This window comes from Leptolyngbya sp. 'hensonii', assembly GCF_001939115.1.
Taxonomy (GTDB): Bacteria; Cyanobacteriota; Cyanobacteriia.
In genome coordinates this window covers 206,405-231,375 of the sequence record NZ_MQTZ01000019.1, presented here as the reverse complement: position 1 = coordinate 231,375, position 24,971 = coordinate 206,405, and the positions used below count along the sequence as shown (strand labels likewise).

The window sequence follows — 24,971 nt, the reverse complement described above, 5'->3', positions numbered from 1 at the left end:
GTTCTGGAGAAGTCGCGGGGGGTGGGGGGCCGGATGGCGACCCGACGCCTGCAGGAAACCTGGGCGGATCATGGGGTGCGCTATGTCGATGCTCAGGGGGCTGGGCTGGCTGGCTTGATCCGGGTTCTGCTCGATCGGGGAATTCTGTCACTCTGGACAGATAGGGTTTATGAGTTTAGGCCGGGATGGGGCTTGCAGCCAGAATCAGACCTCTATCCTCGCTATGTTGCTCCTGCAGGGATGACGGCGATCGCGAAGGCTTTGGCTACGAGGCTGGATGTGCGGTTGGGCTGCCGTGTCGTGAAACTGATCCCTGGAGAAACCTGGCACCTGGTGTGGGAGGGGATGGCGGCAGAGGTTGGACTGGAGGCCAGGGCGGTTGTTATTGCGGTTCCTGCACCCCAGGCTCATGGGCTCCTGCTACCTCTGATAGGACTGATCTCGACGGAAATCCTGGAGCGGCTGGGCTCGATCGGGTTTGCTCCTTGTCTGAGTGTCATGGCGGGTTATCCGCAAGAGCGGCAGGCGGTCCTGGAGCAACAGAACCCTACCTGGCGGGCAATTACGTTCCCGGAAGATGCTGAATTGGGCTGGCTGGGTTGGGATAGCAGTAAGCGGCTCTCCCCAGGCCAACCGGTCTTGGTGGTGCAGAGTAGCACTGCCCTGGCAGAACGTCATCTGGAAACGGAGGATCTGGAAGGGGTGGGCCGAGTCTTGTTGGGTTGTGCAGGCGATCGCTTGCAGCTTAACTGGCTCAATCAGCCTGCCTGGATGCAGGTGCATCGCTGGCGCTATGCCTTTGCGACGCAGCCTTTGCAACAACCCTGCTTCTCTGCGGAGAGCAGCCCGCCTCTGATCTGCTGCGGCGATTGGTGCCCGGGGGGCTTGCTTGGAGCGGCCCTGTCCTCTGGAATGGCTGCTGCTCATCAGATCAGTCATGAGCTGGAATGCTTAGCAATACCTGATCTGGATCTGGAGCAAATGTTGGAAAAACTAATCTTATAAAAGAATACTTATGAAAGGCTAATTAAGCCATCTCTAGAGCCGTCTTCAGCGGGTTTCAATCTGCTCACTTTAACGGCTCTCCAATGGCTAATTCTGCTAGCGAGGATAGCTTATTCCATCGGTGAGGTGATCTTGAAGTGAGACACCCTAGTCCTGAGGCTCTTGCATATTCTCGGTATCTTCAGCCCGATTATCATTCCCAAAGGGTCGTCTTCTGCCGAACCGACCTTTACTGGGGCGCTTACGAAACTTGCGGGCATAGGCTTCATTCCGGAGTGCTTTTTCTTTTTTCAAGTTGCGGCGTTTAGCCATGTTAACCTCATAAAATTTAGAGCCAAATATTCATTATAACTGATTTCTGGTCACACAAAAAAGAGCTGCGTCACAAGTTCCAGGGCTTCACTTCTGGAACTGATGCGCCCCTCTGCCTGAGCCAACTGGATCTCAGCCAGGAGTTGACCAATTTTGGGGCCTGCAGACAGGTGCAGGGTCGTCATCAAATCCTGGCCAGTGAGTAGGGAGGGGGTATGGGCTACAGGATCATGGGGGGTGAGGAACCGATGGATCAGAGGCATGATGCCTGCTACAGGAACGCCATCGGCTACTGCTACCACGGCCAGAGCTGGAAAGCCAACCCCGACTCCCTGAAACAGGTGGTATTGCTGCCGTCGAATTGCACAGGAATCGCCATCAGGCTGGGCTACAACCTGTTTTATTTGAGGTAAAAACTTCAGAATGGTGGTCACAGCCTGAATTTCGGCCCGACTATATTTCAAGGGGGCAAGTTCTGTTTCAGCCATGGGGGGGGTGGAGGAGACCAGGCTGATTAACTTAGCAGTTGAGAGCCAGGTGCGTCGAGATCCACCGGTCAGTTTGGCTTTGGGGCCGGGTTGCCGATCGCTAGACTTGTCTCGAATCCAGCGGGACAGTTCCCCCTCAAAGCCTGGACAGGTTTCTGCCAGGATGACAGCGGCTCGTTCGATCGCAGCTAGCAAAGATAAACTACTGGCCGTGGCGCTGGGAAACCAGGAATTCAATAGGCCATCTTTCCATGCGGCGGTAATCCAGGGGGTTCCTTTAGGGGTGCTGAACAGGTAGCTCAGCTCTGCCTGGACCCGTTCTGCGGCAACTCGCCCTAGCAAGGGGGCTAGCTGGCGGATGGCGGCCTGGGTGCCTGCTTCTAGACTGAAATTAAGCTGGGCCGCCTGACGGTAAGCCCGCAGCAAGCGCAGAGGGTCTTCCTCCAGATTGTCCAGGGCGATCATGCGCAACCGTCCCTGTTGCAAGTCGGCATATCCCTGCAGGGGGTCGATCAACTGATCGGTATGGGGATTATAGGCGATCGCATTCACCGTAAAATCCCGTCGCTGCAGATCCATTTCTAGGGTAGGCCCGACCTGCTGGGCAAAATCTGCAGTGGCATGGTCGAACACAACCCGTGCAATTTGCCGTTCCGTATCCAGCAGGACAAATCCAGCCTTATAGTGACGGGCGATCGCCCGGGCCGTTTCCACAGACCCTTCCGGCATGACAAAATCCAGATCCAGGTGCGCCGACTGCCGCTCTAACAGCGCATCCCGCACACTTCCCCCGACAAGGAAAGTAGGGTGGGGGAGCCATTTGAGGTTGAAGGGCCAGGTCTGGGGAGAAAGAACAGCGGATAAGGTCAAAGGAGGGGAGCCAGTGCGCATGGAAACAAAAATCAATCAAAAGGCCGGGCAACAAATTACATGCCTGAGCTAGAGTATCAGATAAGGTGAGCAAGATAATGCTTTCTCTATCTTGCCGATTGCTGAGGGTTTGGATCATGTGCATTTGTATCAATTGTGAATATGTCGATCGTTGCATGACCTACCATGCGGTAGAAACTCAGCATCAGCAGCCCCATTTGACAGACTCTCCCGATTTTGAACCGGTGGAACCCACCATCAATGTGAATATTCGTTCCTTTCAAGATGAGATTCAGATGGAGTGGGATGTGGTCGGTTGTCTCAGCTTTAAAGCAGAGATGGGGAAATGGGCTCGGCTGAGGCCCGGTGAACTGCTTCCTACCTGATCCCCTGATTCATGTACGCTCTGGCTCTGCATACTACCAGCCCGCAGTTGGGTTTGGCCATCAGTGATTTTGAGGGAGAGTCCCGCCAGCAGATTTGGGATTTGGGGCGAGATTTGTCCACCCACCTGCACCTTTGCCTGCAGGAATTCCTGCCCCCTCAGCTCTGGCAGGATCTGGTTTTTCTGGCTGTGGCCAAAGGTCCAGGGAGTTTCACCAGTACCCGCATCGGTGTTGTGACTGCCCGCACCCTGGCCCAGCAACTGAACATCCCCTTGTTTGCTGTCTCGTCCTTGGAAGCCCTGGCTTGGTCGGCCCGATCGCTGCCAGGGGACATTGTGGTTGAGATGGCGGCTCAGCGACAGGAGGTGTTTGGGGCCGCCTACCGGCTGGACCCTGACCGGGGCTTGCTGATGCCCCTCCTGCCGGAGACAGCCCTGCCGATCGAGATCTGGCAGCAAAAACTGGAATCCTGGCCTGACCCCTATCACCGGCTTCAGGCTGAGGTCAATCTGGGCGCGTCAGCCCAGGCGGTCTTGGAGATTGCCCATGCCCAATGGAGGCAGGGCGATCGCCCTGACTGGAGCAATGCCCTGCCTTTTTATGGCCAACATCCTGTTCCCCAGGCATAGCAATGGTCTTACCCTTGCTCAGCCTGCATGAATTTGGCCACCGTCTGCACGTCTTTGTCTCCCCGGCCCGAGCAGTTGATCACAATCCGGGGATTGCCGACCAGTTGGGGGCAGAGGGTTTCCAGATAGGCGATCGCATGGGCGGTTTCCAGGGCTGGGATAATGCCCTCTAGCTGGGAGAGTCGTTGTAAGCCTTCCAGGGCCTGGCGATCGGTGACGGCATAGTATTCGGCCCGGCCAATGTCTTTTAGGTAGCTGTGCTCTGGCCCCACTCCAGGGTAATCTAGACCTGCACTGATGGAATGGGGTTCAATCACCTGTCCTTCTTCATCTTGAAGCAGGTAGCTCATGGCTCCGTGGAGGACACCAATTCGGCCCTTGGTCAGGGTGGCGGCATGTTTTTCCGTCTCCACTCCTTCGCCAGCGGCCTCAATTCCAATCAGGCGGACGGTGGGTTCAGGCACAAATTCATGGAACAGGCCCATGGCGTTGGAACCACCGCCCACACAGGCCAGCAGGATATCAGGCAGGCCCCCCCATTTTTCCTGGCACTGGGCCCGAGTTTCCTGACCAATAATCGCCTGAAAATCTCGCACTAGCATTGGGTAGGGATGGGGACCCGCTACGGAGCCCAGGATGTAATGGGTGGTTTCGACGTTTGTGACCCAATCGCGGATGGCTTCGGAGGTGGCATCCTTGAGGGTGCCTGTGCCAGCTTCGACGGGACGGACTTCTGCTCCCATAAGGCGCATGCGAAAGACATTCAGGGCCTGTCGTTCCATATCATGGATGCCCATATAAATGATGCAGTTCAGCCCAAACCGGGCGCAAACCGTCGCTGTGGCGACACCATGTTGTCCGGCTCCAGTTTCAGCGATGATGCGCTGCTTTCCCATTCGTTTGGCCAGTAACACCTGGGCCAAGGCATTGTTGATCTTGTGGGCACCAGTATGGTTCAAATCTTCCCGTTTCAGATAAATCTGGGGACCGCTGCCATCCGGACGGGCATAGTGGGCGGTTATACGCTCGGCAAAGTAGAGCGGACTGGGCCGTCCCACATAATCCCGCAGAAGACCCTGCAGTTCTGCTTGAAACGCCGAGTCTTGAATGTGTCGATGAAACGCTGCTTCCAGTTCACTCAGGGCTGGCATCAGGGTTTCAGGGACGTACTTCCCGCCGAATTTCCCGAATCGCCCCAGGGCATCAGGTTGATGGGTTAGTGCATCGGGGTTGGAGGGAGGGTTGGAGGGAAGGGGGGTTGTGGTCACGGCTCTCACAAAATTTATGGACAAATCCCATTATAAAAGGGGTTGCCTGGGTGGAGACGGTGCATGCTGTATCTCCGCTGGCTCTCTGTAGAGATTCTCCGGGGTATTACAATAGGAAAAATTTCAGGCGCTTTGATCTATGGCTGCTAACCGTAAGGATTCTGATTCCAAGAAAACGGGCGATCGGATCGTTTACTCCGAATTTGGATTACCCAATCCAGCAGCTCTGGAACGGGCCACTCCCGATCTGCCTCCAGCGCAACAAAATCTGCGGGTGCAGGCTACCCGCAAGGGACGGGGGGGTAAAACAGTCACGGTCATTACTGGATTTCAAGCGAAGGCAGAAACCCTCTCATCCCTGCTGAAGCAGTTGAAAGCCCAATGTGGTGCTGGGGGAACGGTGCGGGAGAATGAGATTGAGATTCAGGGTGATCACGCCCAAAAGCTGGTCCAACTCCTAGTGCAACTGGGTTACAAGGCCAAGGTCAGTGGGGGCTGACCAGAGGGGTGGCCTAGCCAGGGCCTTGATCGGGTAATGGAGATTGGGGTAAAAGATATTTCACGATCAGCAGACAGTTTTTAACCCCCTGCCGTTCATACACCACCCGATCGGCCAGTCGTCTCAGAAGAAACCAACCATACCCACCCTGACGGAGAGTGCCTAATTTGGGCTCTTCCAGGACCTCCGGGTTGAAGGGTTTGCCCTGGTCCCAGATTTGGATTTCAAGGCGATCCTCCCACAGGAAGAGGTCAATTTCGATTACCGTCTCTGGGGGAAGCTCCTGATGGGCATGCCGGACGGCATTGGTAAAGCCTTCTGCCAGAGCCAGATTTAACTTGTAGAGCTGATTTTCCGGCCAGGAGAATCGCTGGACGGATCGACTGCAGAACTGTTCAAACCATGTCTGTACTTGAGTCAGAACAGCTAAGTCGCTGCAAACTGTCAGATGGTCCTGCTGCAACATGCTCAAGCTCAATCATTAACTTGATTAACGCAGGCTAAACAATGACTAACACGTGTCATCAGTAAGAAATAAACTAGCGCCCGCTACGCTTTTCAACGATACATCGGATGCATCAGTGAAAAACATAGCGGGCGCTGCGAGAGCCGCTCTCAGATGAGGTTTAGAATAAGCCCAGCGTCAGAGACTTGTCGATCGGGAAGGTAGCGCCAATCCCCAGCCAGAGGGTAACTGCAGTACCAAACAGGAAAACAGCAGTGGCCACGGGACGACGGAAAGGATTTTGAAACTTATTGACGTTTTCGATGAATGGAACCAGCATCAAGCCCAGGGGAATGGAACCCATCAGGGCAATCCCCAAAAGTTTGTTGGGCAGAATGCGAAGGATCTGGAAGGTCGGGAACAAATACCACTCTGGCAAAATTTCTAGAGGAGTGGCAAAGGGATTGGCAGCTTCGCCAACCATGGCCGGATCCAGAACGGCCAGACCCACACAGAGGGCGATGGAGCCCAGAATGACGACAGGGAAGATGTACAACAGGTCATTCGGCCAAGCCGGTTCACCATAGTAGTTGTGCCCCATTCCCTTAGCCAGTTTGGCACGCAATTCAGGATCGTTGAGATCCGGCTTCTTAATAGTTGCCATGACTAAAGTGTTCTCCTTACTCGGTAATAAGCTTTGAACGGGTGTGATAAATAGGCGGGGAGACCTTACAGCGGGCCTGAAATGCCTTGCTTGCGGATCATCAGGAAGTGGAGCAGCATGAAAACAGCGATGAACCAGGGAAGTACGAAGGTGTGCAGGCTGTAGAAGCGAGTCAGGGTTGCCTGACCCACACTATCGCTGCCCCGGATCAGCTCCACCATGAGATTACCAACCACTGGAATGGCACTGGGAACACCGGAAACAATCTTAACGGCCCAGTAACCCATCTGATCCCAGGGCAGGGAGTAGCCCGTCACACCAAAGGAAACGGTGATAACGGCGAGAATGACACCCGTGACCCAGGTCAACTCACGGGGCTTCTTGAAGCCACCCGTCAGGTAGACCCGGAACACGTGCAGGATCATCATCAACACCATCATGCTGGCAGACCAGCGGTGAATGGAGCGAATCAGCCAGCCGAAATTGACATCCGTCATCAAATATTGCACTGAGTTGAAAGCCTCAGTGACCGTCGGCTTGTAGTAGAAAGTCATGGCAAACCCAGTGGCGAACTGGATCAGGAAGCAGGTGAGCGTAATTCCACCCAGACAATAAAAGATGTTGACGTGAGGGGGGACATACTTACTGCTGATATCGTCAGCTAGCGCCTGAATTTCCAGCCGCTCGTCAAACCATTGATATACCTTTGAATCAGTTACCTGCTTGGTGAACATGAAGCAAGAACTCCTAGAAGATCATAATTACTGTTTTTGATGTGATATCGACCCCACAGTCAACTACTGACAGTCAACTACTGACAGTCAACCATTGGAAGTCAACCTACGTCCACTATTTTGACGCAAGTGTGAAGAATATGAGAGCAACTAACCCACTAAGCCTGACCAATCTCAGGATTGATCGAACCCCTGTAACCCCAAGTGGATAAAACTGGTGGGTCAACAGACTTCTGGAGACATCCTGTGAAAAGGAGGCGCAGCCAAGACTGGAAATTAAGTTGCCTCTGCTCTGAGTTATAAAAAATGTAACATGTACTGGGAAAGGATTTTGTAGAAAGCCCTGAAAAAGGGAACAATTCTGAGAGGATGCCTTGGTTTTTCCTGTGGTAGTCATGATGGGTCAGCGACTTTTTCGATTGGGGTTACTTTTCGTAACAATTACTTTGCTTTGGTTTGGGTGTTGGGTTTCTCCGGGGTTGGCCCTGACTGAGGAGCAGAAACTGTTTAATGAAGCTTGGCGAATTGTGAATCGAGCTTATGTAGACAGCACCTTTCACCATCAAGACTGGTCTGCAGTCCGGCAAAAAGCTTTGCAGCACCCTCTGAAGAATCGGGAAGAAACATATTTGGCTATCCAGCAGATGCTGGCCAGCCTGAATGATCCGTTTACCCGGCTACTCAGGCCGGATCAGTACCGCAGTCTGCAAACCAGCACCTCTGGCGAACTGACGGGGGTGGGATTACAAATTGCCTCGGATGCCAAAACAGGGGAGTTGGTGGTCATTGCGCCGATCGCCGGTTCACCGGCAGAGCAGGCTGGCATTGGCCCTGCCGATCGCATTCTCAAAATCGATGGGATGCCAACCGCCAATCTCACTCTGGATGAAGCAGCGGAGCGGATGCGCGGCATGATTGGCAGTCAGGTAACGCTGACCCTGCTCCGACGAACGGGAGAGCAGGTAGAGGTGCGGTTGACTCGAAATCGCATTGCCCTCAACCCAGTGACGACTGAACTGCATACTGAAGCGGGCAATCTTCCCATTGGCTATATTCGCCTCAGCCAATTCAATGGCAATGCCACGATTGAGCTGGCCAGAGCTATCAAGACCCTGGAAAAACAGGGAGCCCAGGCCTATATTCTGGATTTGCGGAATAATCCGGGGGGGCTCCTGCAGGCCGGAATTGAAATTGCCCGGTTCTGGGTGGATGAGGGCACGATCGTTTACACCGTTAATCGCCAGGGGATCCAGGACAGTTTTGAGGCCACCGGGCAGGCCCTCACCCAGGCTCCTCTGGTGGTGCTGGTTAACCAGGGCACAGCCAGTGCCAGCGAAATTCTGGCCGGGGCCTTGCAGGACAGTGGTCGGGCCAAACTGGTCGGGGAAAAGACTTTTGGCAAGGGGTTGATCCAGTCTCTCTTTGAACTCTCCGATGGTTCTGGGCTGGCGGTGACGGTTGCGAAATACGAAACGCCCAACCATCGGGATATTAATCAGATGGGGATCATGCCGGATCAGGTGGTCTCCCTCGAACCTATTGCCCGGGAGCAAATTGGCACAGCCGAAGATCGGCAGTATCAGGCTGCTGTCGAGGTTTTGACCCATCAAATGGTATTGGCCGGTGCTACCTAATGCCAGTCGGACCTACCATGATCCGCTCCATGGTGCGATTACTCTGGACAGCAGTGATCCAACCGAAGCCCTGCTCATCCGGCTGATTGATACCCCGGAATTTCAGCGTCTGCGCCGCATTCGCCAGTTGGGGCCGGCTAGTTTAACCTTCCATGGGGCCGAAAGCTCGCGCTTCACCCATTCGGTTGGGGTGCTGGCAGTGGCCCGACGGGCCTTCGATCGGCTGGCCAAGCGGTATCCCCAACTCCAGATCTATCGACCGGTGGTTCTCTGTGCCGCCCTGTTACATGATCTTGGCCATGGTCCTTTCAGTCACACCAGCGAAGAGATTTTTGGAAATCACCATGAGGCCTGGACGCGGCGGATTCTGAAGGAATCTCCCCCCATCCATCACCTGTTAACGGCTTTTGATCCCAATTTGGTGCAGGGGATCGAGGCGGTTTATCTTAAAAAGCATCCGGTGCCTCTAGTCTGGCAACTGGTGTCCAGCCAGTTGGATTGCGATCGCCTGGATTATTTATTGCGAGATAGCTATTTTACAGGTGCATCCTATGGCCGCTTAGATCTGGACCGAATCTTGCTGGCAATGGACTATGACCCGGTGAGTCAGCAACTGGTGGTGGCCCGGAAAGGCATGGCGGCGATCGAACATTACCTACTGGTGCGTTACTTCATGTATGCCCAGGTATATAACCATCCCAAGAATCTGGCTGCATCCTGGTCCCTCACCCAGGCATTTCAACGGGCTGGATTAGCCCTGCATCAGGGGCATTTGGCTGTGGATGAAACTGTTATGGCCTGGTTGTCTCAAGACTGTAACACCCTGCCTTTGGAACATTACTTGAGTGCGGATGATACGGTCTTTAGCTACCACCTGCATCGCTGGCAGAATTGTGCCGATCCCATCCTGGCTGATTTGAGTCGTCGCCTGATCCAGCGGGATCTCTTGAAGGCAATCGATGTGACCCATCTGGAGGAAGGGCATCGTCAGGCTTTGCTGCAACAAGTCTACAGTGGGCTTACCCTGGCGGGATTTTCTCCCCAATATTATGCTGGGTTGAGGGTTGCCCTGAGTCGGGGTTATACCCTGTATCAACGGGGCATTAAGTTGCGGGCTGCAACAGGATTGCAGGAAATTAGTGAGCAATCAACCCTGGTCAAAGCCCTGATCCAGCCGTTTCAGCGGGTCTGGCTGTTCTATCCCAGAGAGGTGCAATCGGCTGTGGAAATAGCTGTGCAGGCGTGTTTCAAGTAGGGGCTAAAGTAAGGGCTGGGTCCGCAGACAGGTTACCAGATCCAGTTGAGCGAGTCGATCGTAGGCCTGATCGATCGCCCGCTGGCCACGCAAAAAACCCGTATTGGCTCCAGGGCAGATAAAATTGAGAGTCTCGGGTGTGAACTGTTCCAGTAAATAGCGCACACTGCGAATTTGGCGGGGCCAGTGAAAGGTTTTGGCCGTTCTCAGGGGGGTGGGCTGGCCCTGGGGATCGGGTAGAAGGTGCCGTCCGGTAAATAACACCCCCCCGTACTCCATCAAGTAAAGACAGGAAGAGCCAGGGGAATGGCCGGGGGTCCAGATGACCTGGCTGGCAAGACTCAGGCTATAGTCCTGCTGGAAGGACTCTGGGGTTATGCCAGGTAGGAGATAGGCTTCTTGCTCTTGGATTAAAACTTTGCAACCGAGGGCCTGTTGCAGGGCTTGGATTTGACCAATGCCACCTCGATGGGTGATGAACAGCCAATCAATCGGCCCCTGCTGCTCCAGGAAGGTCTGTGTTCCCTCATCCCAGGCTGGACAATCCACCAGAATGCGGACCTGATTTTCCACAATAAGATAGGCCGTTGCACCGAGGGTGTGGCGGTTAGGTGGGAACGCATAAATAGCGCAGGCTGCTTCCCCCGCTAAAACAATGCGGGGTTGTTTATTGGATAGGGTTTTAGGGTCTTCAGGAATCACGGAATCCAGGGGCAGTGTCACGATCGGGTGAAGGGTGATGGAATTAGGTTGTTCCAGGAAAAATTCCCTGGCTCGAACCCCAGCTTTGATAGAAGATAGTGATAAATAGGCAAAGGTTCCCTGGTTCAAGAAGGGTCAAGTATATTACTTGAATCCATCTGCGAGCCCATGACAAAGATTTTTGCCTGGTTGTAGCGATTGGGTTCAGCGGAGCGCAACCCAACCTTGATCAGGATTGTGTTGGGTTGCGTTGGCACTCCACCTAACCTGAAAATTACACTAGTTGTTCAACTGGCGGTATTCCTTGTGCATCCACATTGTTCACGATCGACCTGAATCAACCCTGTCACAGGTAAATCATAAAGCACCCCTCTAAGGGATTACGGTTATGCTGGAGATAACTTGGATCATGTATCCCTGGCCTGATTGAGATCATTCGCATGACTTTACCACTGCTCTTCCTACTGCTGCTGGGTTTGTTCACTTACTATATTGTGCAACGCAGCGTCGCAGGAATTACCAGAACCCCAGTCTGGCTTCTCTGGCTGGTTATGATGATGCCAACCTTCATCTGGAGTGCCTGGGCGCTCTTGAATAATGGCAGCACCTCGATGCCGCCAGAACTGATGTTAGGGAGCTTTATCATCTGTTTGCCTCTCTACTGGTTTCTGGTGCAGCTAGGTCGGCGAGATGTCAGGTCATCGGTGAAACCAGCTGAATCTCAGCCTCAAAGTCAGGGGAGTACGGACTTGACGCCTGAGGTCCCAACAACCCAGCCTGCGGCCCGAGATAATACCGCTAGTCCCCGTCCGATCGATAAAACCGAAGAAGCAACCCTACAAAACTGTTTCCCCTGGACGGTTTATTATCTGCAATCGATTGACTATAAAGCTCAGGCCATTATTTGCAGAGGTCAACTGCGAGCTACTTCTGAAGTGGCCTATGAAACGGTGCGTAAGAATGTAGAAACTTATTTTGGGGATCGTTTCTTGCTGGTGTTCCAGGAAGGATTTAGCAATAAACCCTTTTTTGTGCTGGTACCCAACCCTCAGGCCCAACAAAACCGCAAGGAAAAAGTCGAGTCTCTCTATCGTCCTGGTTTGGCCCTGGGATTACTACTGGCTACCGGGTTGACCACCGCACTGGTAGGGACGGCGATCGTGCTGGAGCAACCCATCTCTTCCAGCTTTTTCGATCGAGTTGCCTCCAATCCAGCATTACTCCTGTCTGGGCTCCCCTATGCCATTGCCTTGCTGATCATCCTGGGCATTCACGAACTGGGACATTATCTGGTAGCTCAGTATTACCAGCTTAAGACGACCCTGCCTTACTTTATTCCTATTCCCTTTTTCCTCGGTACTTTTGGGGCTTTTATCCAGATTCGATCGCCCATTCCAAACCGCAAAGTGTTGTTTGATGTGGGCATTGCGGGTCCGATTGCAGGTCTGGTCGTCACCTTACCGATTCTCCTCTGGGGGTTGGCCCACTCGGCTATCGTACCGATGCCCAGTGAAGCAGACATGCTGGATTTCGATCCCCTCAATCCCAAGTCTTTTCTGCTCTTGACCATTCTGAGTAAAATTGCCCTCGGAAGTTCCCTGACTGCCAATACGGCGATTAAATTAAATCCGGTGGCCATTGCCGGTTGTATTGGCTTGCTGGTGACGGCACTGAACTTAATGCCGGTGGGACAATTGGATGGGGGGCACATTGTCCACGCCATGTTTGGCCAACGAACTGGGGCTGTGATTGGCCAGATCTCTCGAATTTTGGTGTTACTCCTGCCCCTGGCGCTTCAGGATATTCGCCTGCTCCCCTGGGCGGCCCTGCTGTTCTTTATGCCGATCTTTGATGAACCTGCGTTGAACGATGTCAGTGAACTGGATAATTTCCGTGATTTTTGGGGACTGGTCGCCCTGGGCATTTTACTGATCATTATTCTGCCCACCCCGGGTATTGTTTCACGCGCCTTGCTTTAGGGAAGGAATTCATGAGTCAGGAAATTACCCAATGGTTAGCTGAAATCAAATCGCTTCAGCAACAATTGGCAGAGGCAGTCCGGGAACGGGATGCTGCTAATGCCAGTGCAATGAACTGGCGCAGACTCTATGAAACAGAGGCCAGTCAGCGACGGACCGAACTCCATCTGGCGCAACAGACGATCGACCATCTAAAAGCCGATCTGACCCGTCTCCAGGATGCGGAACGATTCCCCGCTGATCCTGGGACGGAACTTAGTGGCCTGCAAGCAGAAGTGGAGTCATTCCAGACTGCAGAGGCGCTGAAGCACAAGTTATTGGAAGTGATGGCGGAACGCAATCACCTGGCACAGGCCCTGAAAACTGAGCAAGAAAACCATGCCCATACCCGAAAGGGGCTGACGACCGCCCTGGGGGATACGGTGGATCAGTTGGCCCGGGAACGGGCAAAGAGCCAGAGTGAGGAGGCCTAGAAGCCCATTACCTGGGCCACTTCCTGCAAATTCGGGCTGATCCCAGCCTTAAATGGGTTGTTGCTGTGCTGAATGGCTGTATCCGGATCTTTCAGACCGTTCCCCGTCAGAACACAGACGATCGTGGCTCCGGTGGGAATTTGGTCCTTCACCTTCAGCATGCCCGCCACTGATGCTGCGCTGGCGGGTTCACAGAAAATCCCCTCCTGAGCTGCCAGCATCCGATAGGCCGTCAGAATTTCTGCATCCGTCACCGCATTGAATTGACCCTGGCTGGCCTCCTTCACGGCGATGGCCCGCTGCCAGTTGGCCGGGTTGCCAATTCGAATGGCTGTAGCGATCGTCTCCGGGGCGGCCACGGCTTCACCCGTGACCAAGGGGGCAGACCCGGCGGCCTGGAAGCCCATCATTCGGGGCAGGCGACGGCACCGTTCTTCAGCATGGTACTGACAAAATCCCATCCAATAAGCGGTTATGTTCCCTGCATTGCCGGTGGGGATACAGAGCCAATCTGGGGCGTCTCCCAAAACATCCACAACTTCAAAGGCAGCGGTCTTTTGGCCTTCCAGCCGGTACGGGTTGACCGAGTTGACCAGGGTGACGGGGTAGTTCTCGGCCATTTCCCGGACAATTTCCAGGGCTCGATCGAAATTGCCCTGAATCGCCAGCACCTCTGCGCCATACAGGAGGGCCTGGGCTAGTTTGCCCAGGGCTACATAGCCGTCTGGAATCAGCACAAAGGCCCGCATGCCACCCCGACGGGCATAGGCTGCCGCCGCTGCTGAGGTATTCCCTGTGCTGGCACAGATGACGGCCTGTGCACCCGCTTCTTTGGCTTTGGAAATAGCCAGGGTCATGCCTCGGTCCTTAAAGCTGCCCGTTGGATTGAGCCCGTCGTATTTGACAAAGACTTGGACCTGGCGACCAATTTCGGCAGCGATTGTGGGGACTGGAATCAGGGGGGTGTTCCCTTCTTTCAAGGTCACGACCGGGGTCTGGTCGGTCACGGGTAGATAGGGCCGGTAGGCTTCAATCAAACCGGGCCAGCCCTGGGCATGGGAAGTTGGGGGTGGAGTCAGAGAATTAATCGCAGGGGGGGTGATAGTCACGCGGGTCTCAATAATAAACAGAAAAATTTTATGTTTATGCAGATTCTGATCCTAACCTTGCAGATGACTGGGGGCAAGTCAGGATCTACGGACCTGAAAATTGGGTGGGTTGAACGGATTCGAAACCCATCCCCCCAGGGAAATGAACTTGTACTAGCCTGGAGGAGTTGGCCAGTGGACTAAAGCTATGAAGGTATCCCCCCTCCTGATCGGACTCCTGCTGTTTTCCCAGGCGGCCTGTCATGCCGGATCAAATCTGCGGGCTGAAAATAATCAGCCGATTCAGCCCCGGTCATTCTCCCAGACCCGGATTTCGACCCAACCCCTCTCTCCCACACCGATCCGGATTAAGATTACCGATTTGCCTGCGCCTTACAGTACCGGGAGTTCTTCCCGGCCCCCCAGGGTGATTTCGGTTCCGACTCAGCCCACATTGCGGGTGCCTAAAGGATTTGTTGTCAATGTCTTTGCGGAGAACCTGAATAAACCCCGCTGGTTGGCCCTGACCCCCACTGGGGATGTGCTGGTGACGGAAACCTCAGAGAATCGGATTCGACTCCTGCGGGATACGGATCGGGATGGGGTTGCGGATGTGCAAAAGACTTTCGCCAGTGCGCCCAATGGCCTGAACCAACCTTTTGGCATGACTTTCAGTGACGATGCCTTTTTCTTGGGAAATACTGATGCGGTGCTGCGGTTTCCTTATCGTCCCGGACAGGAGCAACTCCAGGGCAAAGGGCAAAAAATCGCAAACTTGACTCCTGGAGGGTATAACCAGCACTGGACCAGGAATGTGGTCATTTCCCCCGATCGACAGAAACTCTATGTCTCCATTGGTTCCCGCTCTAATGCGGATGAGGAAGACCTTCCCCGGGCGTCTGTGCAGGTGATGAATCGGGATGGGGGCGATCGTCGGACTTTTGCGGCGGGGTTGCGTAATCCGGTGGGGCTGGATTTCCATCCTGTGACTCGGGACCTTTACACCACGGTCAATGAACGGGATGGGCTGGGAGATGACCTGGTGCCCGATTATTTCACCCGGCTGCGCCAGGGAGAATTCTACGGCTGGCCCTATGCCTACCTGTCTCCCCAATTGTTGGATCCCCGCCATCGCCGGGATGGGCGGAGTTCCCGTCCCGATCGGGTGGCCGCCACCCGCACGCCAGATGTGTTGTTCCAGGCTCATTCGGCAGCACTGGGATTACGTTTCTACACCGGGCAAACCTTTCCACCCCGCTATCGGAACGGTGCCTTTGTGGCGTTTCGGGGGTCCTGGAACCGAGATCGAGGGACGGGGTACAAAATTGTCTTTGTGCCCTTCGACCTCAATCACCGTCCGTTGGGTAATTACGAGGATTTTCTGACCGGGTTTCTGGTGGACCCTGCTGGACCGACGACCTGGGGCCGTCCCGTGGGATTGCTGGTCTTGCCCGATGGGAGTTTGCTGATCACAGAGGAAGCTAATCACCGGATTTATCGGGTGCAGTATCAGGGGTGAGAGCAGGAGGTAGGAAGCAGGAGGCGTTGCCTGCAACGCCTCTAGGGCATACAGCGGTGGATTTCCCATCGCCAGACTGGGCCATCATCGGGATCGGTGACCTCTGAAATCTGCACCATGCCACATTTTTGCAACACACTGGTCGAAGCACTGGGCTCAGCCAAGGTATGGGCACAAACACAGTCCACCAAACCAGAAGAAAACGCCAGCACAATCAACTGCTGGGCAGCAGCCGTAGCGATTCCTTTTCCCTGATAAGCGGGGGCCACGGAGTAGCCAATCTCAACCGTCCGCTGAGAATCTGGAATGGCTTTGAAACCGCCCATGCCGACGAGGGTCCGATCGGGTCGCCAGATAAACAGATAGGGCAACCAGGGATGCCAGATCGCCTGGGATTGTATCTGCTGCAGACTATGCTCCAAAGCCCCTTCAAAGGGTAAGTAGTCCTCAGCGACCTGAAGACCATAGTTAGTCAGGAAAACGTCTGGACCTGCGAGCAAATGTTCCAGATTAGCTGGAGAGCAGGGAATCAGTTCGATATCCATTATTTCTTACATTTGCGACGGTTTAATTCTGCTCGAATCGCTGCAACTACCGTTTGAATCACCTGCACCCGAGCATAGTATTTATCATTAGCAGAAATCACAGCCCAGGGTGCATTGGGCGTACTGGTACGCTGGAGAGCTTGATTAACTGCAACCTCGTAGTAAGGCCACTTGTCCCGATTGCGCCAATCTTCGTCCGTGAGTTTGTACTCCTTGAACTGATCATCTCGCCGTTCCAAAAAGCGCTTCATTTGCTCCTCCGGGCTAATGTGCAGCCAGATTTTCACCAGCACATAGCCCGCACTGGTCAACTGAGCCTCAAACTCATTAATTTCCCGATAGGCGCGACGCCACTCTGTTTCTGTGGCAAATCCTTCGACCCGTTCCACCAGAACACGCCCATACCAGGAGCGATCGAAAATTCCGATCGTCCCAGATGTCGGGAGTTGCCGCCAAAAGCGCCAGAGATAGTGGTGCGCCTTTTCCTCATCTGTCGGAGCTGCAAAGGGATGGACAAAGTAACTGCGGGGATCGAGGATATCCGTTAGACGTTTGATCGCTCCCCCTTTTCCGGCAGCATCCCAGCCCTCAAACAGCACCAGCACCGGAATCCGGTATCTGTAGATGCTGAGTTGCAGCTTGCGGAGTTGAACCTGAACCTGACCAAGCTGCTGTCGATAGTCTGATTCGGACAGGGCATGGCTAAAATCCACCTGCGCCAGAATATCAGGTTCCGTTGGTTCCAGGTGTGCCTGGGGAGGCAACGTGGGTACCGGGAACTGCAGATGTAGCCGGTCCAAGGCTTCGGTCAGAGTCGCCGTCAACTGGGTCAGTACCTTCACCCTGGCCCAGCGCTGGCTGTTGCCCTCAACCAGAGTCCAGGGGGCGCTGCCTGTGCTGGTCTGTACGAGCATTTCTTCGGCATAGGCTGTGTAGCGATCGTAGTTTTTTTCCTGTTGCCAGTCCTCCGATCGCACCCGCCAAGCCGTCAGGGGATGGGCCGCATATTCCTGCAGTCGTTGTTTCAATTCTTTTCGGCTGAGGTGAATCCAGAACTTGGCGATCGCGGCCCCGTCATCTACCAGATGGCGCTCAAAGGCATTGATCTGGGCCAGGGCTGCCGGGACATCCGCCACCGCAATGCGATCGAACAGCCGGTCCTCCAAGACATGGGTATACCAGCTATGGTAGTAGAAGGCGATCGCGCCCCGGGCTGGCAGCTTCTTCCAGAACCGCCACAGGAAAGGATATTGCCGCTCTGCTTTGGTGGAGGGCCAGATGGGATGGACCTGAAATCCTCTGGGATCCATGTAGGCAATCATCTTTTTCACCAGGGCTCCTTTTCCAGAAGCCGCCCAGCCTTCTAGCACCACAATGACAGGCATTTTCTTTTCCCAGCAGGCATTCTGTAGCGATCGCAGTTGCATCATTAGCCGCTCCATCTCAGTCTGATAGGTGGCTTTATCCAGGGAAAGATGCAGATCCAGGGTATCTAGCATAGGTGGTGAGACAATAGACAGACTTCCTAGGATAAATCGTTTTTCAACTTCTTCCCACTGCGATGTGTTATGAATGCCGTTTCCCATCTCAATGCCCAGGACGGGCTCCAAGTACTCCTGAGATTACTGATTGCCGTTCTGGGCGGTGGGCTGATTGGTTGGAATCGACAGATTGAAGGCAAACCCGCCGGACTCAGAACCCACATGCTGGTCAGTCTGGGATCCGCTATTATCGTGATGATGCCCCTGCAAACCAATGACCCACCCTCAGATGAGGCCATGAGCCGGGTCATCCAGGGTGTGGCCACAGGTGTTGGTTTCCTCGGGGCTGGAGAGATTTTGCATCAATCCAGACAGGGAGACAAACCTGTGGTGAAGGGCCTGACTTCAGCCGCAGCAATCTGGACGACCGCTGCCTTGGGCATGACAGCGGGTTGTGGTCTCTGGCTCACCAGCCTGATGGGAACCCTGCTGGTGTGGGCCATTCTGACCTGGGTGAAGCGACTGGAACAGGCGATTGGGGTGCGAACCGATCGAGACTAACCCTGCATCATGACGGATTCCTATTCTGACCTCCAAGCAGCTCTGCAATCCCTGGCCAATCCTGAAAAGGCACAGCATCTGATGCGGTTTTTCAAAACCGGACCGGGAGAGTATGGGGCCGGCGATCGGTTTCTGGGGATTACCGTCCCAGAACAGCGCAGGCTAGCCAAACAATATCGCCATCTGAGCCTGGAGGCAGTGGCCCAACTGTTGGAGAGTCCCTGGCATGAGTTCCGGCTCACGGCCCTGTTGATTCTCACGGATCAAGTTCGGAAAGCTGATGCTGCTAGACAGGCCGAAATTGCAGCGTTTTATCTGGACCATACCGATCGGATCAATAACTGGGATCTGGTCGATGGGACCTGCCCTGCCATCCTGGGAGCCTATTTATTACACCAGGATCGAACGGTGCTGTATCAGCTGGCGGCGTCGAACAATCTCTGGGAACAGCGCATCGCCATCATCACCACCCTAGCCTTCATTCGGCAGGGTCAATTTGAGGATACTCTGGCGATCGCAACCCATCTCCTCTGCCATCGCCATGACCTGATTCACAAGGCTGTGGGCTGGATGTTGCGGGAAGTAGGAAAGCAGGACGTTCAGGTTCTGGAGGCGTTTCTGGACAAACATAGCCACGAGATGCCCCGCACCATGCTGCGGTATGCGATCGAGCGCTTCAATCCAGCCCAGCGCCAGCACTATCTCAAGTCCAAGCCCATTTCAGGGGGCATACCAAAACCCAGATCCAGATAAACTGGTGGACCAGAAGGAGACACATGTTGAGTCCAAACCCCATAGCTTCTCCTTCTGTATCAATTAAGAAACTTTGTTTAACGAGCCCTTAATTTCTAGAAATACTATGGTGTAAGCATAGGGTCGTGGCTGAGAGCCAACCCTTATCAAGGAGTGGTTGACTCTTCCCTCCCTGCACTAAGATGATGAGCAATCTTTTTACACGCATCTTCCCAGGCATCCCTATGAGAAATTCGTTGTTGATTTTGGGTGAGCTGTCTGATAACGATATGGAGTGGCTGCAGCAAGTCAGTCAGCGAATTACGGTGGCTGCAGGGGATCAGATTGTGCAAGAAGGGCATCCTATCACCGCCCTGTATATTCTGCTGGATGGCGTTCTGGTAGTGACGGTGCAGGCTCCCGGTGGGCTGCATGAACAGCGGGTCGTGGCCCACCTATCTCCTGGAGAAGTGATCGGGGAAATGTCTTTCGTCGATCATCGTCCGCCTTCCGCCACTGTCGTGGCGGAGACTGATGCTACTTTACTGGCCCTACCCCAGGCACTCCTGACCCAGCGGGCCGAGGCAGACGTGGAATTCGGGCGACGGTTTTATCGAGGGCTGGCCTACTGTCTCTCCAATCGGTTGCGGTTGATGAACGTCAGTTTGCCCCAGGCGGGGATCGAAGTCAGTGGCAAATTACCTTCGGCCCTGGATAATCCAGACATTGAAGCCCGCCTCCCGATCGCCAAATCCCGACTGGAAACTTTGATTGGATTCGTTCAATAGATCAGCCATTTGCCCCTGTGCCCGCCCCCTGGTAATTATGGTACCTTTGTTCCTTGTGAATGATATTTAGGGATTGATGTCTGGGCGTGCAACTGACAGCAGAGCAGCAAGCGATCGTTAACCATACGGAGGGGCCAGCCAGGGTTTTCGCCGTTGCGGGTGCAGGCAAAACGACTGCCATGGTCCATCGCATCCATCGTCTGGTCCAGGAAGATCGGTTTGACCCAGGCCAGATTCTGGCCACCTCCTTCAGTCGAGCCTCTGTCAGTGACATTGAAAAAGCCCTGGGCCAGTGGCCCCATTGTCGGACCGTGAAAAGTTGGACTCTCCATAAGCTGGGGTTCTATGTGATTCGGCGGGCCAGACAGCAGGGCTATTTACCGATCGACCCTGGGGCAAACCGGGATCCGCAACAGGTGAATCGAGATCTGTTTTTTCGGACGATCGGGGAAGCCCGTCGGCTCAATGTCGATTTCAAAGACGAACTGGAAGATATGGACCAGGAAGACTTCCTGGCCTACGTCAGCCGCTGTAAAGGAAATCTCCAGTATGCGGATCTGGATCGGAGCCAGTACCCCTGTGAAGGGCCCCATGCCCGCATTGCCCAGCAGGCGGAACCACCTTTGGAACAAGGCCTGGCCTGGTATTTGGAGCTATACCGACTGTTTGAGCAGATCCGCAGCCAGGAGGGGGCGATCGGCTTTGACGACATGCTGATGACAGGCTGGGAACTGCTAGCTACTTATCCAGAGCTATTGGCAGAGATCCAATCCCTGTTTGACTGTGTGATGGTGGATGAGTTCCAGGATGTGAACCGGGCTCAGTTTGCCATCCTCGATCTGATCACCCGGCCCCATCGCAACTACATGGTGATCGGCGATGATGACCAGACCATTTATGAATGGCGAGGGGCGAGTTCTCGCTTCATTCTGGAGATTTTTGACCAGCGCTACCACCCCACCACCTATACCATCACCGATAATTTTCGCTGTCCGGCTTCCCAGGTGGTCCTGGCCAATGCCGTGATCCGGCACAACCGCCAGCGCTATCCCAAACACCTGAGCCTGACCCAGGGGTTCGAGGGCCGCACCCAGGTCCATGAGGGAGACAACCTGGAAGATCTGGGTAGGAAGGTAGTCGCTCAGGTCAAAGTAGCCCTGAACCAGGGGATCAAACCGGCAGAGATTGCCATTCTGGTGCGGGTTTATGCTCAGACGCCCTATATCGAGCAATTTCTGATTAAAGAACAGATTCCCTACTGGGGACCGGATCTGGTTCCTTTCTATCGCCGATCGGAAATTACCAACTTCCTGGCCTTGGGTAACCTGGCCAGGGCTGAGGGCTCTTCCGGAAGCCCTGTCGGAGAAGACTGGAATCGGGTTAAATCAATTCCCCCACTGCGCTATCTCAATCGAGAGTTGAAGCAGGAAATCCACCAGGCGATCGTTGAGCAGCGGCTGCCCCTCAGCACCATGCTCCTGACGACCCGCCTCAAGGTTGCCAATGGGGACACGAGTGCCAAACTGGAGCGGCTGGCCCACTGGATCGCCACGGCCACCCAGGCAGAATCTGCTGAGGTGGCTCTGCGAGATCTGGATCGCTGTCTGGGCTACCGAGACTATCTCCGACACCATAGTGGCTTCCCGGAAACCGGCCAGGGGAAAGCAGCGGGGGTGGAAGCCCTGATCGACTATGCCAGAGAGAAGGGGAGTCTGGTGGATTTTCTGGATGTTCTGGAGCAGATCCGGGCCGACCAGACCCAGCAGCAGCAACAGGACCACCGTCAAGGCATCCGGCTCACCACCATCCACCAGGCCAAAGGTCTGGAATGGCCGATCGTGATCGTCCCCCACTGTAATCAAGGTCTGATCCCCTTTGGGGAGAAGCAGGCTGGCGAACTGGAGGAAGAACGGCGACTGCTGTATGTGGCCATCACCCGATCGAAACAGGAGCTACACCTGTATCTGCTGAAAGACAAGGCTACCTCCCAATTTCTGGATGAGGCCGATTATGAACGAGTGCTGAAGCAGGTGCATCGTCTCCAGGCACTGTTGACCCGTCATCCGAGCGACTGGCAAGCCCTGGAAGTCCTGGACATGCTCCGGGCGGTGGATCGGTTCCGCCTCGATCGCTACTTCAGCCACTGGTGGGCTGGGGAGCCTGCGTTGAAAGAAGCCGTCGCCACGACCCTGCAGCAGTTTTTTGCCGCCCTGGAACAGCAAGAGCTCCTGCCGTCGCTCCACCTCAATCAGGCCCAGGTGGAACTATGGCGACAGCTTTTCCCGATCGTGGTCAGTCAACCAGCAGAATTCCCCGGATTAGAGGCTTTGCTCCAGCAACAAGCCCAGGGTTCAGCAACCCCCAGGCTGAAAAGACGCCAACGGTCCCAGCTTCAGAGGCTCCCCACCTTATTTCGGGTGCTTAAAGCTGGGGATACCGTTACCCACCATAAGTTCGGCCTGGGACAGGTGACGAAGGTCGTGAGCGATGACAGAAGCGATGTGGTGACGGTGCTCTTTGAGCAGTTTGGCAAGAAAAGAATCCTGGTCACACCTCGGATGTGTACGCTGCAATTACAGTCGGCCCCCGATCGTGAATCTGTTTAACAACAGGAGAAATTGGGACAGGGCTGGCTCTAGGATGGGATCACGCAATACCCGCTTGAACTGAAATGACAGACACCGTACTCATTCTGGGAGGTACAGGTCGGATTGGTCGGGCCGTAGCTGCCGATTTGGTAGCCCATACCCAGGCGCGCATCACGATTACCGGCCAGCACCTACCCCGGGGAGCAGCCGTTGCCCGGGCACTGGGGCCAGCGGTGACGTTTCTGCCACTGGCCCTAGAAGATGAGCCTGCCCTGCATCGGGCGATCGCAGCCCATACCCTGATCATCCACTGTGCCGGTCCTTTCCTCTATCGGGATACCCAGGTCCTCCAGGCTTGCATTGAGCACGAGGTCAATTATCTGGATGTGAGCGACAATCGCAGCTTTACCCTTAAAGCTCTGGCCGCTAAAGAGGCTGCTGCTGCGGCTGGGGTGACCGCTATCATCAATACGGGGATTTTTCCAGGCATTTCCAACAGTATGGTGCGGCGGGACATGGAGCAACTAGATGTAGCAGAGCAGATTCATCTCAGTTACGTGGTCTCTGGGTCTGGAGGAGCTGGGGTGACGGTGATGCGAACCACTTTCCTGGGGTTGCAGCAGCCCTTTCCGGTCTGGATTGGGGGCCAGTGGCAGGAGGTGAAACCTTACAGCGATCGGGAAACAGTTCCGTTCCCCCCCCCCTACCACCAGGGCCATGTCTACTGGTTTGACATGCCGGAAGCCTTTACCCTGCCGGAGAGTTTTCCCGAGGTCCGCACGGTGATGACCAAGTTCGGCTCGGTCCCAGACTTTTACAATCACCTCACCTGGATTGCCGCCCACATTTTCCCCAAGTCCTGGATGCACAATCCGGGGGCGATCGAATTTCTCTCCCACGTCAGCTATGGGATGACTGCTGTCACGGATCTCTGCTCTGGCATTGGAGTGGCCATTCGCTCCGAAGTTCAGGGGGCCAAAAATGGGCAGTCCATCCGCTGCCAGTCCACCCTGGTTCATGCCAATACAGCGATCGCAGCGGGAGTTGGAACGGGTAGTCTGGCCGAACTTATGCTGGCTGGTCAATTGCGAAAGCCGGGAGTCTGGCCAGTGGAGCAGGCTTTGACCACTCCCTTATTTGAACAAATGATGACCAGCCGGGGAATTCAGATTGACAGCACTTTTAGTCCTGTGGTCCACTGAGTTGAACATTGCTATTCGGCAGGATTGAGGGAGTGAATCAGCATGGCGGGCCAACCAAGTCGGCGTCAATTTCTTCTGTACAGTTCCATGGCACTGGGAAGTACGGTGTTGTTGAAAGCCTGTACGACCAATCCTCCACCTGCCTCTGAGAGCGGAAGCGATCCCACTTCCTCCAGTGGTCCTGCCGGGACCTTCAAAGCCGCGATCGTCCTCCCAGGGATCATCTCCGATAAGGCATGGAACCAGGCGGGGTATGAGGGCTTGAATGTGGTCAAGAGCAACCTGGGAGCAGAAGTGGCCTATGTCGAGAAAGTGGATCAGGCGGATCAGGCTGAAGCCCTCTCTGACTTTGCCCGTCGGGGATTTAATGTGGTGTTTGCCCATGGGGGCCAGTTTGATGCTGCCACCCAGCAGGTGGCTGGTCAATTTCCCAATACTTTCTTTGTGGTCGTGAATGGAGCCGCAACGGGCAGTAATATCGCGTCTCTGCGCCTTAACAGTATGGAATTGGGCTATCTCTGTGGCGTCATTGGGGCCTCTCTGACGAAATCGAACCAGATGGCTTATCTGGCGGGCCAGGAGTTTGAAGCCACCCGGAATGAATTCCGGGGATTTGAACTGGGAGCCCGGTCCATTCAGCCAAATATTAAGGTCAGTGCCACGTTCACAGGCGACTGGAATGATGCTGCCACCGCTAAGGAAGCCTTTCTCGCCCTGATTTCTGCGGGTGCAGATGTGGTCTATCAGTGGCTGGACAATGCCGCTCCCGTCGTTCTCCAGTCTGCCGCCGACAAAGGGGTCTATGTCTTCGGGAACACCGCCGACCAGTTTGATGTAGCGCCCAAAGCGGTTCTGACCAGCGCGATTAAGCGCATTGATCTGGCGATCGCTTATATGGCTGAACTGGTACGCAGCCAAGAAATCAAGGGCGAGGTCTATACCATTGGTCTGGAAAAACCGGAGATTGTCCGTCTTGGCAAATTAAATCCAGTCATTTCCCCAGCACTGGCCCAGAAGGTCACCCAGGTTAAGGCGGCGATCGTGGCTAAAACCCTGACTTTTGCGAAATGTCAGGAAGGGGGGAAAGATACCTATTGCATGAAAGGAAAAGCTTGACCTGATTT

Annotated in this window: 25 protein-coding genes; 15 read left to right on the top strand and 10 right to left on the bottom strand. The window is 54.7% G+C overall.

Annotated features, from left to right (window positions below; genetic code table 11):
- Positions 1-1,005: FAD-dependent oxidoreductase (locus BST81_RS07950; RefSeq protein WP_143780262.1), on the top strand; the 1,005-nt coding region annotated here is incomplete at its 5' end.
- Positions 1,006-1,152: 147 nt separating this feature from the next.
- On the opposite strand, the gene BST81_RS27970 is transcribed toward BST81_RS07950, so the two are convergent.
- Positions 1,153-1,317: a hypothetical protein gene (locus BST81_RS27970; protein ID WP_171974693.1), complete on the bottom strand. Its 165-nt coding sequence runs from the start codon at positions 1,315-1,317 to the stop codon at positions 1,153-1,155.
- A 50-nt stretch (positions 1,318-1,367) separates the two neighbouring features.
- Complete coding sequence (locus tag BST81_RS07945; RefSeq protein ID WP_253188145.1) at positions 1,368-2,675, bottom strand: CCA tRNA nucleotidyltransferase; 1,308 nt, start codon at positions 2,673-2,675, stop codon at positions 1,368-1,370.
- A gap of 137 nt (positions 2,676-2,812) precedes the next feature.
- On the opposite strand from BST81_RS07945, the gene BST81_RS07940 reads away from it, so the two are divergent.
- Positions 2,813-3,061 (top strand): Ycf34 family protein, encoded by a 249-nt coding sequence (locus BST81_RS07940; protein WP_075597983.1) that lies wholly within the window; start codon positions 2,813-2,815, stop codon positions 3,059-3,061.
- Between the two features lie 11 nt (positions 3,062-3,072).
- Positions 3,073-3,690 (top strand): tRNA (adenosine(37)-N6)-threonylcarbamoyltransferase complex dimerization subunit type 1 TsaB, encoded by a 618-nt coding sequence (tsaB, locus tag BST81_RS07935; RefSeq protein WP_075597982.1) that lies wholly within the window; start codon positions 3,073-3,075, stop codon positions 3,688-3,690.
- Between the two features lie 8 nt (positions 3,691-3,698).
- Here tsaB and trpB read toward each other — a convergent pair whose 3' ends face one another.
- On the bottom strand, positions 3,699-4,958 hold the full coding sequence (gene trpB, locus BST81_RS07930) for a tryptophan synthase subunit beta (protein ID WP_075597981.1): 1,260 nt from the start codon (positions 4,956-4,958) through the stop codon (positions 3,699-3,701).
- A gap of 139 nt (positions 4,959-5,097) precedes the next feature.
- Between trpB and BST81_RS07925 the strand changes: the two genes are divergently transcribed.
- The gene (locus tag BST81_RS07925) at positions 5,098-5,457 is read left to right on the top strand and encodes a translation initiation factor (RefSeq protein ID WP_075597980.1); all 360 of its coding nucleotides are present in this window, start codon (positions 5,098-5,100) and stop codon (positions 5,455-5,457) included.
- Positions 5,458-5,470: 13 nt separating this feature from the next.
- Here the strand turns inward: BST81_RS07925 and BST81_RS07920 are convergent, their stop codons facing one another.
- From BST81_RS07920 to petB, 3 genes are all read right to left on the bottom strand, one after another.
- Entirely contained in the window at positions 5,471-5,923 is a 453-nt protein-coding gene (locus BST81_RS07920) for an anti-sigma regulatory factor (protein WP_075597979.1), read from the bottom strand.
- Between the two features lie 160 nt (positions 5,924-6,083).
- On the bottom strand, positions 6,084-6,566 hold the full coding sequence (petD, locus tag BST81_RS07915; protein ID WP_075597978.1) for a cytochrome b6-f complex subunit IV: 483 nt from the start codon (positions 6,564-6,566) through the stop codon (positions 6,084-6,086).
- A gap of 65 nt (positions 6,567-6,631) precedes the next feature.
- On the bottom strand, positions 6,632-7,300 hold the full coding sequence (gene petB, locus BST81_RS07910; RefSeq protein WP_075597977.1) for a cytochrome b6: 669 nt from the start codon (positions 7,298-7,300) through the stop codon (positions 6,632-6,634).
- 374 nt (positions 7,301-7,674) lie between these two features.
- Between petB and ctpA the strand changes: the two genes are divergently transcribed.
- Together ctpA and BST81_RS07900 are read left to right on the top strand one after the other, a co-directional pair.
- A complete protein-coding gene (gene ctpA / locus BST81_RS07905; protein ID WP_290439424.1) occupies positions 7,675-8,934 on the top strand; it encodes a carboxyl-terminal processing protease CtpA in 1,260 nt (419 codons plus the stop codon).
- The gene (locus tag BST81_RS07900) at positions 8,924-10,189 is read left to right on the top strand and encodes an HD domain-containing protein (RefSeq protein WP_075597976.1); all 1,266 of its coding nucleotides are present in this window, start codon (positions 8,924-8,926) and stop codon (positions 10,187-10,189) included. Before ctpA ends, BST81_RS07900 begins: the two co-directional genes overlap by 11 nt.
- Before the next feature lie 3 nt (positions 10,190-10,192).
- Here the strand turns inward: BST81_RS07900 and BST81_RS07895 are convergent, their stop codons facing one another.
- The gene (locus BST81_RS07895; RefSeq protein WP_253188144.1) at positions 10,193-11,020 is read right to left on the bottom strand and encodes an MBL fold metallo-hydrolase; all 828 of its coding nucleotides are present in this window, start codon (positions 11,018-11,020) and stop codon (positions 10,193-10,195) included.
- Positions 11,021-11,331: 311 nt separating this feature from the next.
- Between BST81_RS07895 and BST81_RS07890 the strand changes: the two genes are divergently transcribed.
- Together BST81_RS07890 and BST81_RS07885 are read left to right on the top strand one after the other, a co-directional pair.
- Positions 11,332-12,870: a site-2 protease family protein gene (locus BST81_RS07890; RefSeq protein ID WP_075597975.1), complete on the top strand. Its 1,539-nt coding sequence runs from the start codon at positions 11,332-11,334 to the stop codon at positions 12,868-12,870.
- An 11-nt stretch (positions 12,871-12,881) separates the two neighbouring features.
- Entirely contained in the window at positions 12,882-13,343 is a 462-nt protein-coding gene (locus tag BST81_RS07885; RefSeq protein ID WP_075597974.1) for a hypothetical protein, read from the top strand.
- Here BST81_RS07885 and thrC read toward each other — a convergent pair.
- The gene (gene thrC, locus BST81_RS07880; RefSeq protein ID WP_075597973.1) at positions 13,340-14,452 is read right to left on the bottom strand and encodes a threonine synthase; all 1,113 of its coding nucleotides are present in this window, start codon (positions 14,450-14,452) and stop codon (positions 13,340-13,342) included. The two genes, BST81_RS07885 and thrC, sit on opposite strands and share 4 nt — an antisense overlap.
- Positions 14,453-14,639: 187 nt before the next feature.
- On the opposite strand from thrC, the gene BST81_RS07875 reads away from it, so the two are divergent.
- Entirely contained in the window at positions 14,640-15,950 is a 1,311-nt protein-coding gene (locus BST81_RS07875; protein ID WP_075597972.1) for a sorbosone dehydrogenase family protein, read from the top strand.
- Positions 15,951-15,991: 41 nt separating this feature from the next.
- Here BST81_RS07875 and BST81_RS07870 read toward each other — a convergent pair whose 3' ends face one another.
- A complete protein-coding gene (locus BST81_RS07870) occupies positions 15,992-16,495 on the bottom strand; it encodes a GNAT family N-acetyltransferase (RefSeq protein ID WP_075597971.1) in 504 nt (167 codons plus the stop codon).
- Positions 16,495-17,994, bottom strand: a complete 1,500-nt coding sequence (pap, locus tag BST81_RS07865) for a polyphosphate:AMP phosphotransferase (RefSeq protein ID WP_075597970.1) — start codon at positions 17,992-17,994, stop codon at positions 16,495-16,497. Before pap ends, BST81_RS07870 begins: the two co-directional genes overlap by 1 nt.
- 69 nt (positions 17,995-18,063) lie before the next feature.
- On the opposite strand from pap, the gene BST81_RS07860 reads away from it, so the two are divergent.
- From BST81_RS07860 to BST81_RS07835, 6 genes are all read left to right on the top strand, one after another.
- On the top strand, positions 18,064-18,537 hold the full coding sequence (locus BST81_RS07860; RefSeq protein ID WP_075597969.1) for an MgtC/SapB family protein: 474 nt from the start codon (positions 18,064-18,066) through the stop codon (positions 18,535-18,537).
- Positions 18,538-18,546: 9 nt separating this feature from the next.
- Positions 18,547-19,290: a DNA alkylation repair protein gene (locus BST81_RS07855; protein WP_075597968.1), complete on the top strand. Its 744-nt coding sequence runs from the start codon at positions 18,547-18,549 to the stop codon at positions 19,288-19,290.
- 224 nt (positions 19,291-19,514) lie between these two features.
- Positions 19,515-20,057, top strand: a complete 543-nt coding sequence (locus BST81_RS07850) for a cyclic nucleotide-binding domain-containing protein (protein WP_075597967.1) — start codon at positions 19,515-19,517, stop codon at positions 20,055-20,057.
- A gap of 86 nt (positions 20,058-20,143) precedes the next feature.
- The gene (locus tag BST81_RS07845) at positions 20,144-22,663 is read left to right on the top strand and encodes an ATP-dependent helicase (protein WP_075597966.1); all 2,520 of its coding nucleotides are present in this window, start codon (positions 20,144-20,146) and stop codon (positions 22,661-22,663) included.
- Positions 22,664-22,728: 65 nt separating this feature from the next.
- Complete coding sequence (locus tag BST81_RS07840; protein ID WP_075597965.1) at positions 22,729-23,847, top strand: saccharopine dehydrogenase NADP-binding domain-containing protein; 1,119 nt, start codon at positions 22,729-22,731, stop codon at positions 23,845-23,847.
- A 42-nt stretch (positions 23,848-23,889) separates the two neighbouring features.
- Positions 23,890-24,963: a BMP family protein gene (locus tag BST81_RS07835; RefSeq protein ID WP_075597964.1), complete on the top strand. Its 1,074-nt coding sequence runs from the start codon at positions 23,890-23,892 to the stop codon at positions 24,961-24,963.
- Positions 24,964-24,971: the final 8 nt, after the last annotated feature.

Bases quoted from the DNA above. Each gene is read 5' to 3' on its own strand.
- BST81_RS27970 (WP_171974693.1), bottom strand. From the start codon at position 1,317: ATGGCTAAACGCCGCAACTTGAAAAAAGAAAAAGCACTCCGGAATGAA.
- BST81_RS07940 (WP_075597983.1), top strand. From the start codon at position 2,813: ATGTGCATTTGTATCAATTGTGAATATGTCGATCGTTGCATGACCTAC.
- tsaB (WP_075597982.1), top strand. From the start codon at position 3,073: ATGTACGCTCTGGCTCTGCATACTACCAGCCCGCAGTTGGGTTTGGCC.
- BST81_RS07925 (WP_075597980.1), top strand. From the start codon at position 5,098: ATGGCTGCTAACCGTAAGGATTCTGATTCCAAGAAAACGGGCGATCGG.
- BST81_RS07920 (WP_075597979.1), bottom strand. From the start codon at position 5,923: ATGTTGCAGCAGGACCATCTGACAGTTTGCAGCGACTTAGCTGTTCTG.
- petD (WP_075597978.1), bottom strand. From the start codon at position 6,566: ATGGCAACTATTAAGAAGCCGGATCTCAACGATCCTGAATTGCGTGCC.
- petB (WP_075597977.1), bottom strand. From the start codon at position 7,300: ATGTTCACCAAGCAGGTAACTGATTCAAAGGTATATCAATGGTTTGAC.
- BST81_RS07890 (WP_075597975.1), top strand. From the start codon at position 11,332: ATGACTTTACCACTGCTCTTCCTACTGCTGCTGGGTTTGTTCACTTAC.
- BST81_RS07885 (WP_075597974.1), top strand. From the start codon at position 12,882: ATGAGTCAGGAAATTACCCAATGGTTAGCTGAAATCAAATCGCTTCAG.
- BST81_RS07875 (WP_075597972.1), top strand. From the start codon at position 14,640: ATGAAGGTATCCCCCCTCCTGATCGGACTCCTGCTGTTTTCCCAGGCG.
- BST81_RS07870 (WP_075597971.1), bottom strand. From the start codon at position 16,495: ATGGATATCGAACTGATTCCCTGCTCTCCAGCTAATCTGGAACATTTG.
- pap (WP_075597970.1), bottom strand. From the start codon at position 17,994: ATGCTAGATACCCTGGATCTGCATCTTTCCCTGGATAAAGCCACCTAT.
- BST81_RS07860 (WP_075597969.1), top strand. From the start codon at position 18,064: ATGAATGCCGTTTCCCATCTCAATGCCCAGGACGGGCTCCAAGTACTC.
- BST81_RS07855 (WP_075597968.1), top strand. From the start codon at position 18,547: ATGACGGATTCCTATTCTGACCTCCAAGCAGCTCTGCAATCCCTGGCC.
- BST81_RS07850 (WP_075597967.1), top strand. From the start codon at position 19,515: ATGAGAAATTCGTTGTTGATTTTGGGTGAGCTGTCTGATAACGATATG.
- BST81_RS07840 (WP_075597965.1), top strand. From the start codon at position 22,729: ATGACAGACACCGTACTCATTCTGGGAGGTACAGGTCGGATTGGTCGG.
- BST81_RS07835 (WP_075597964.1), top strand. From the start codon at position 23,890: ATGGCGGGCCAACCAAGTCGGCGTCAATTTCTTCTGTACAGTTCCATG.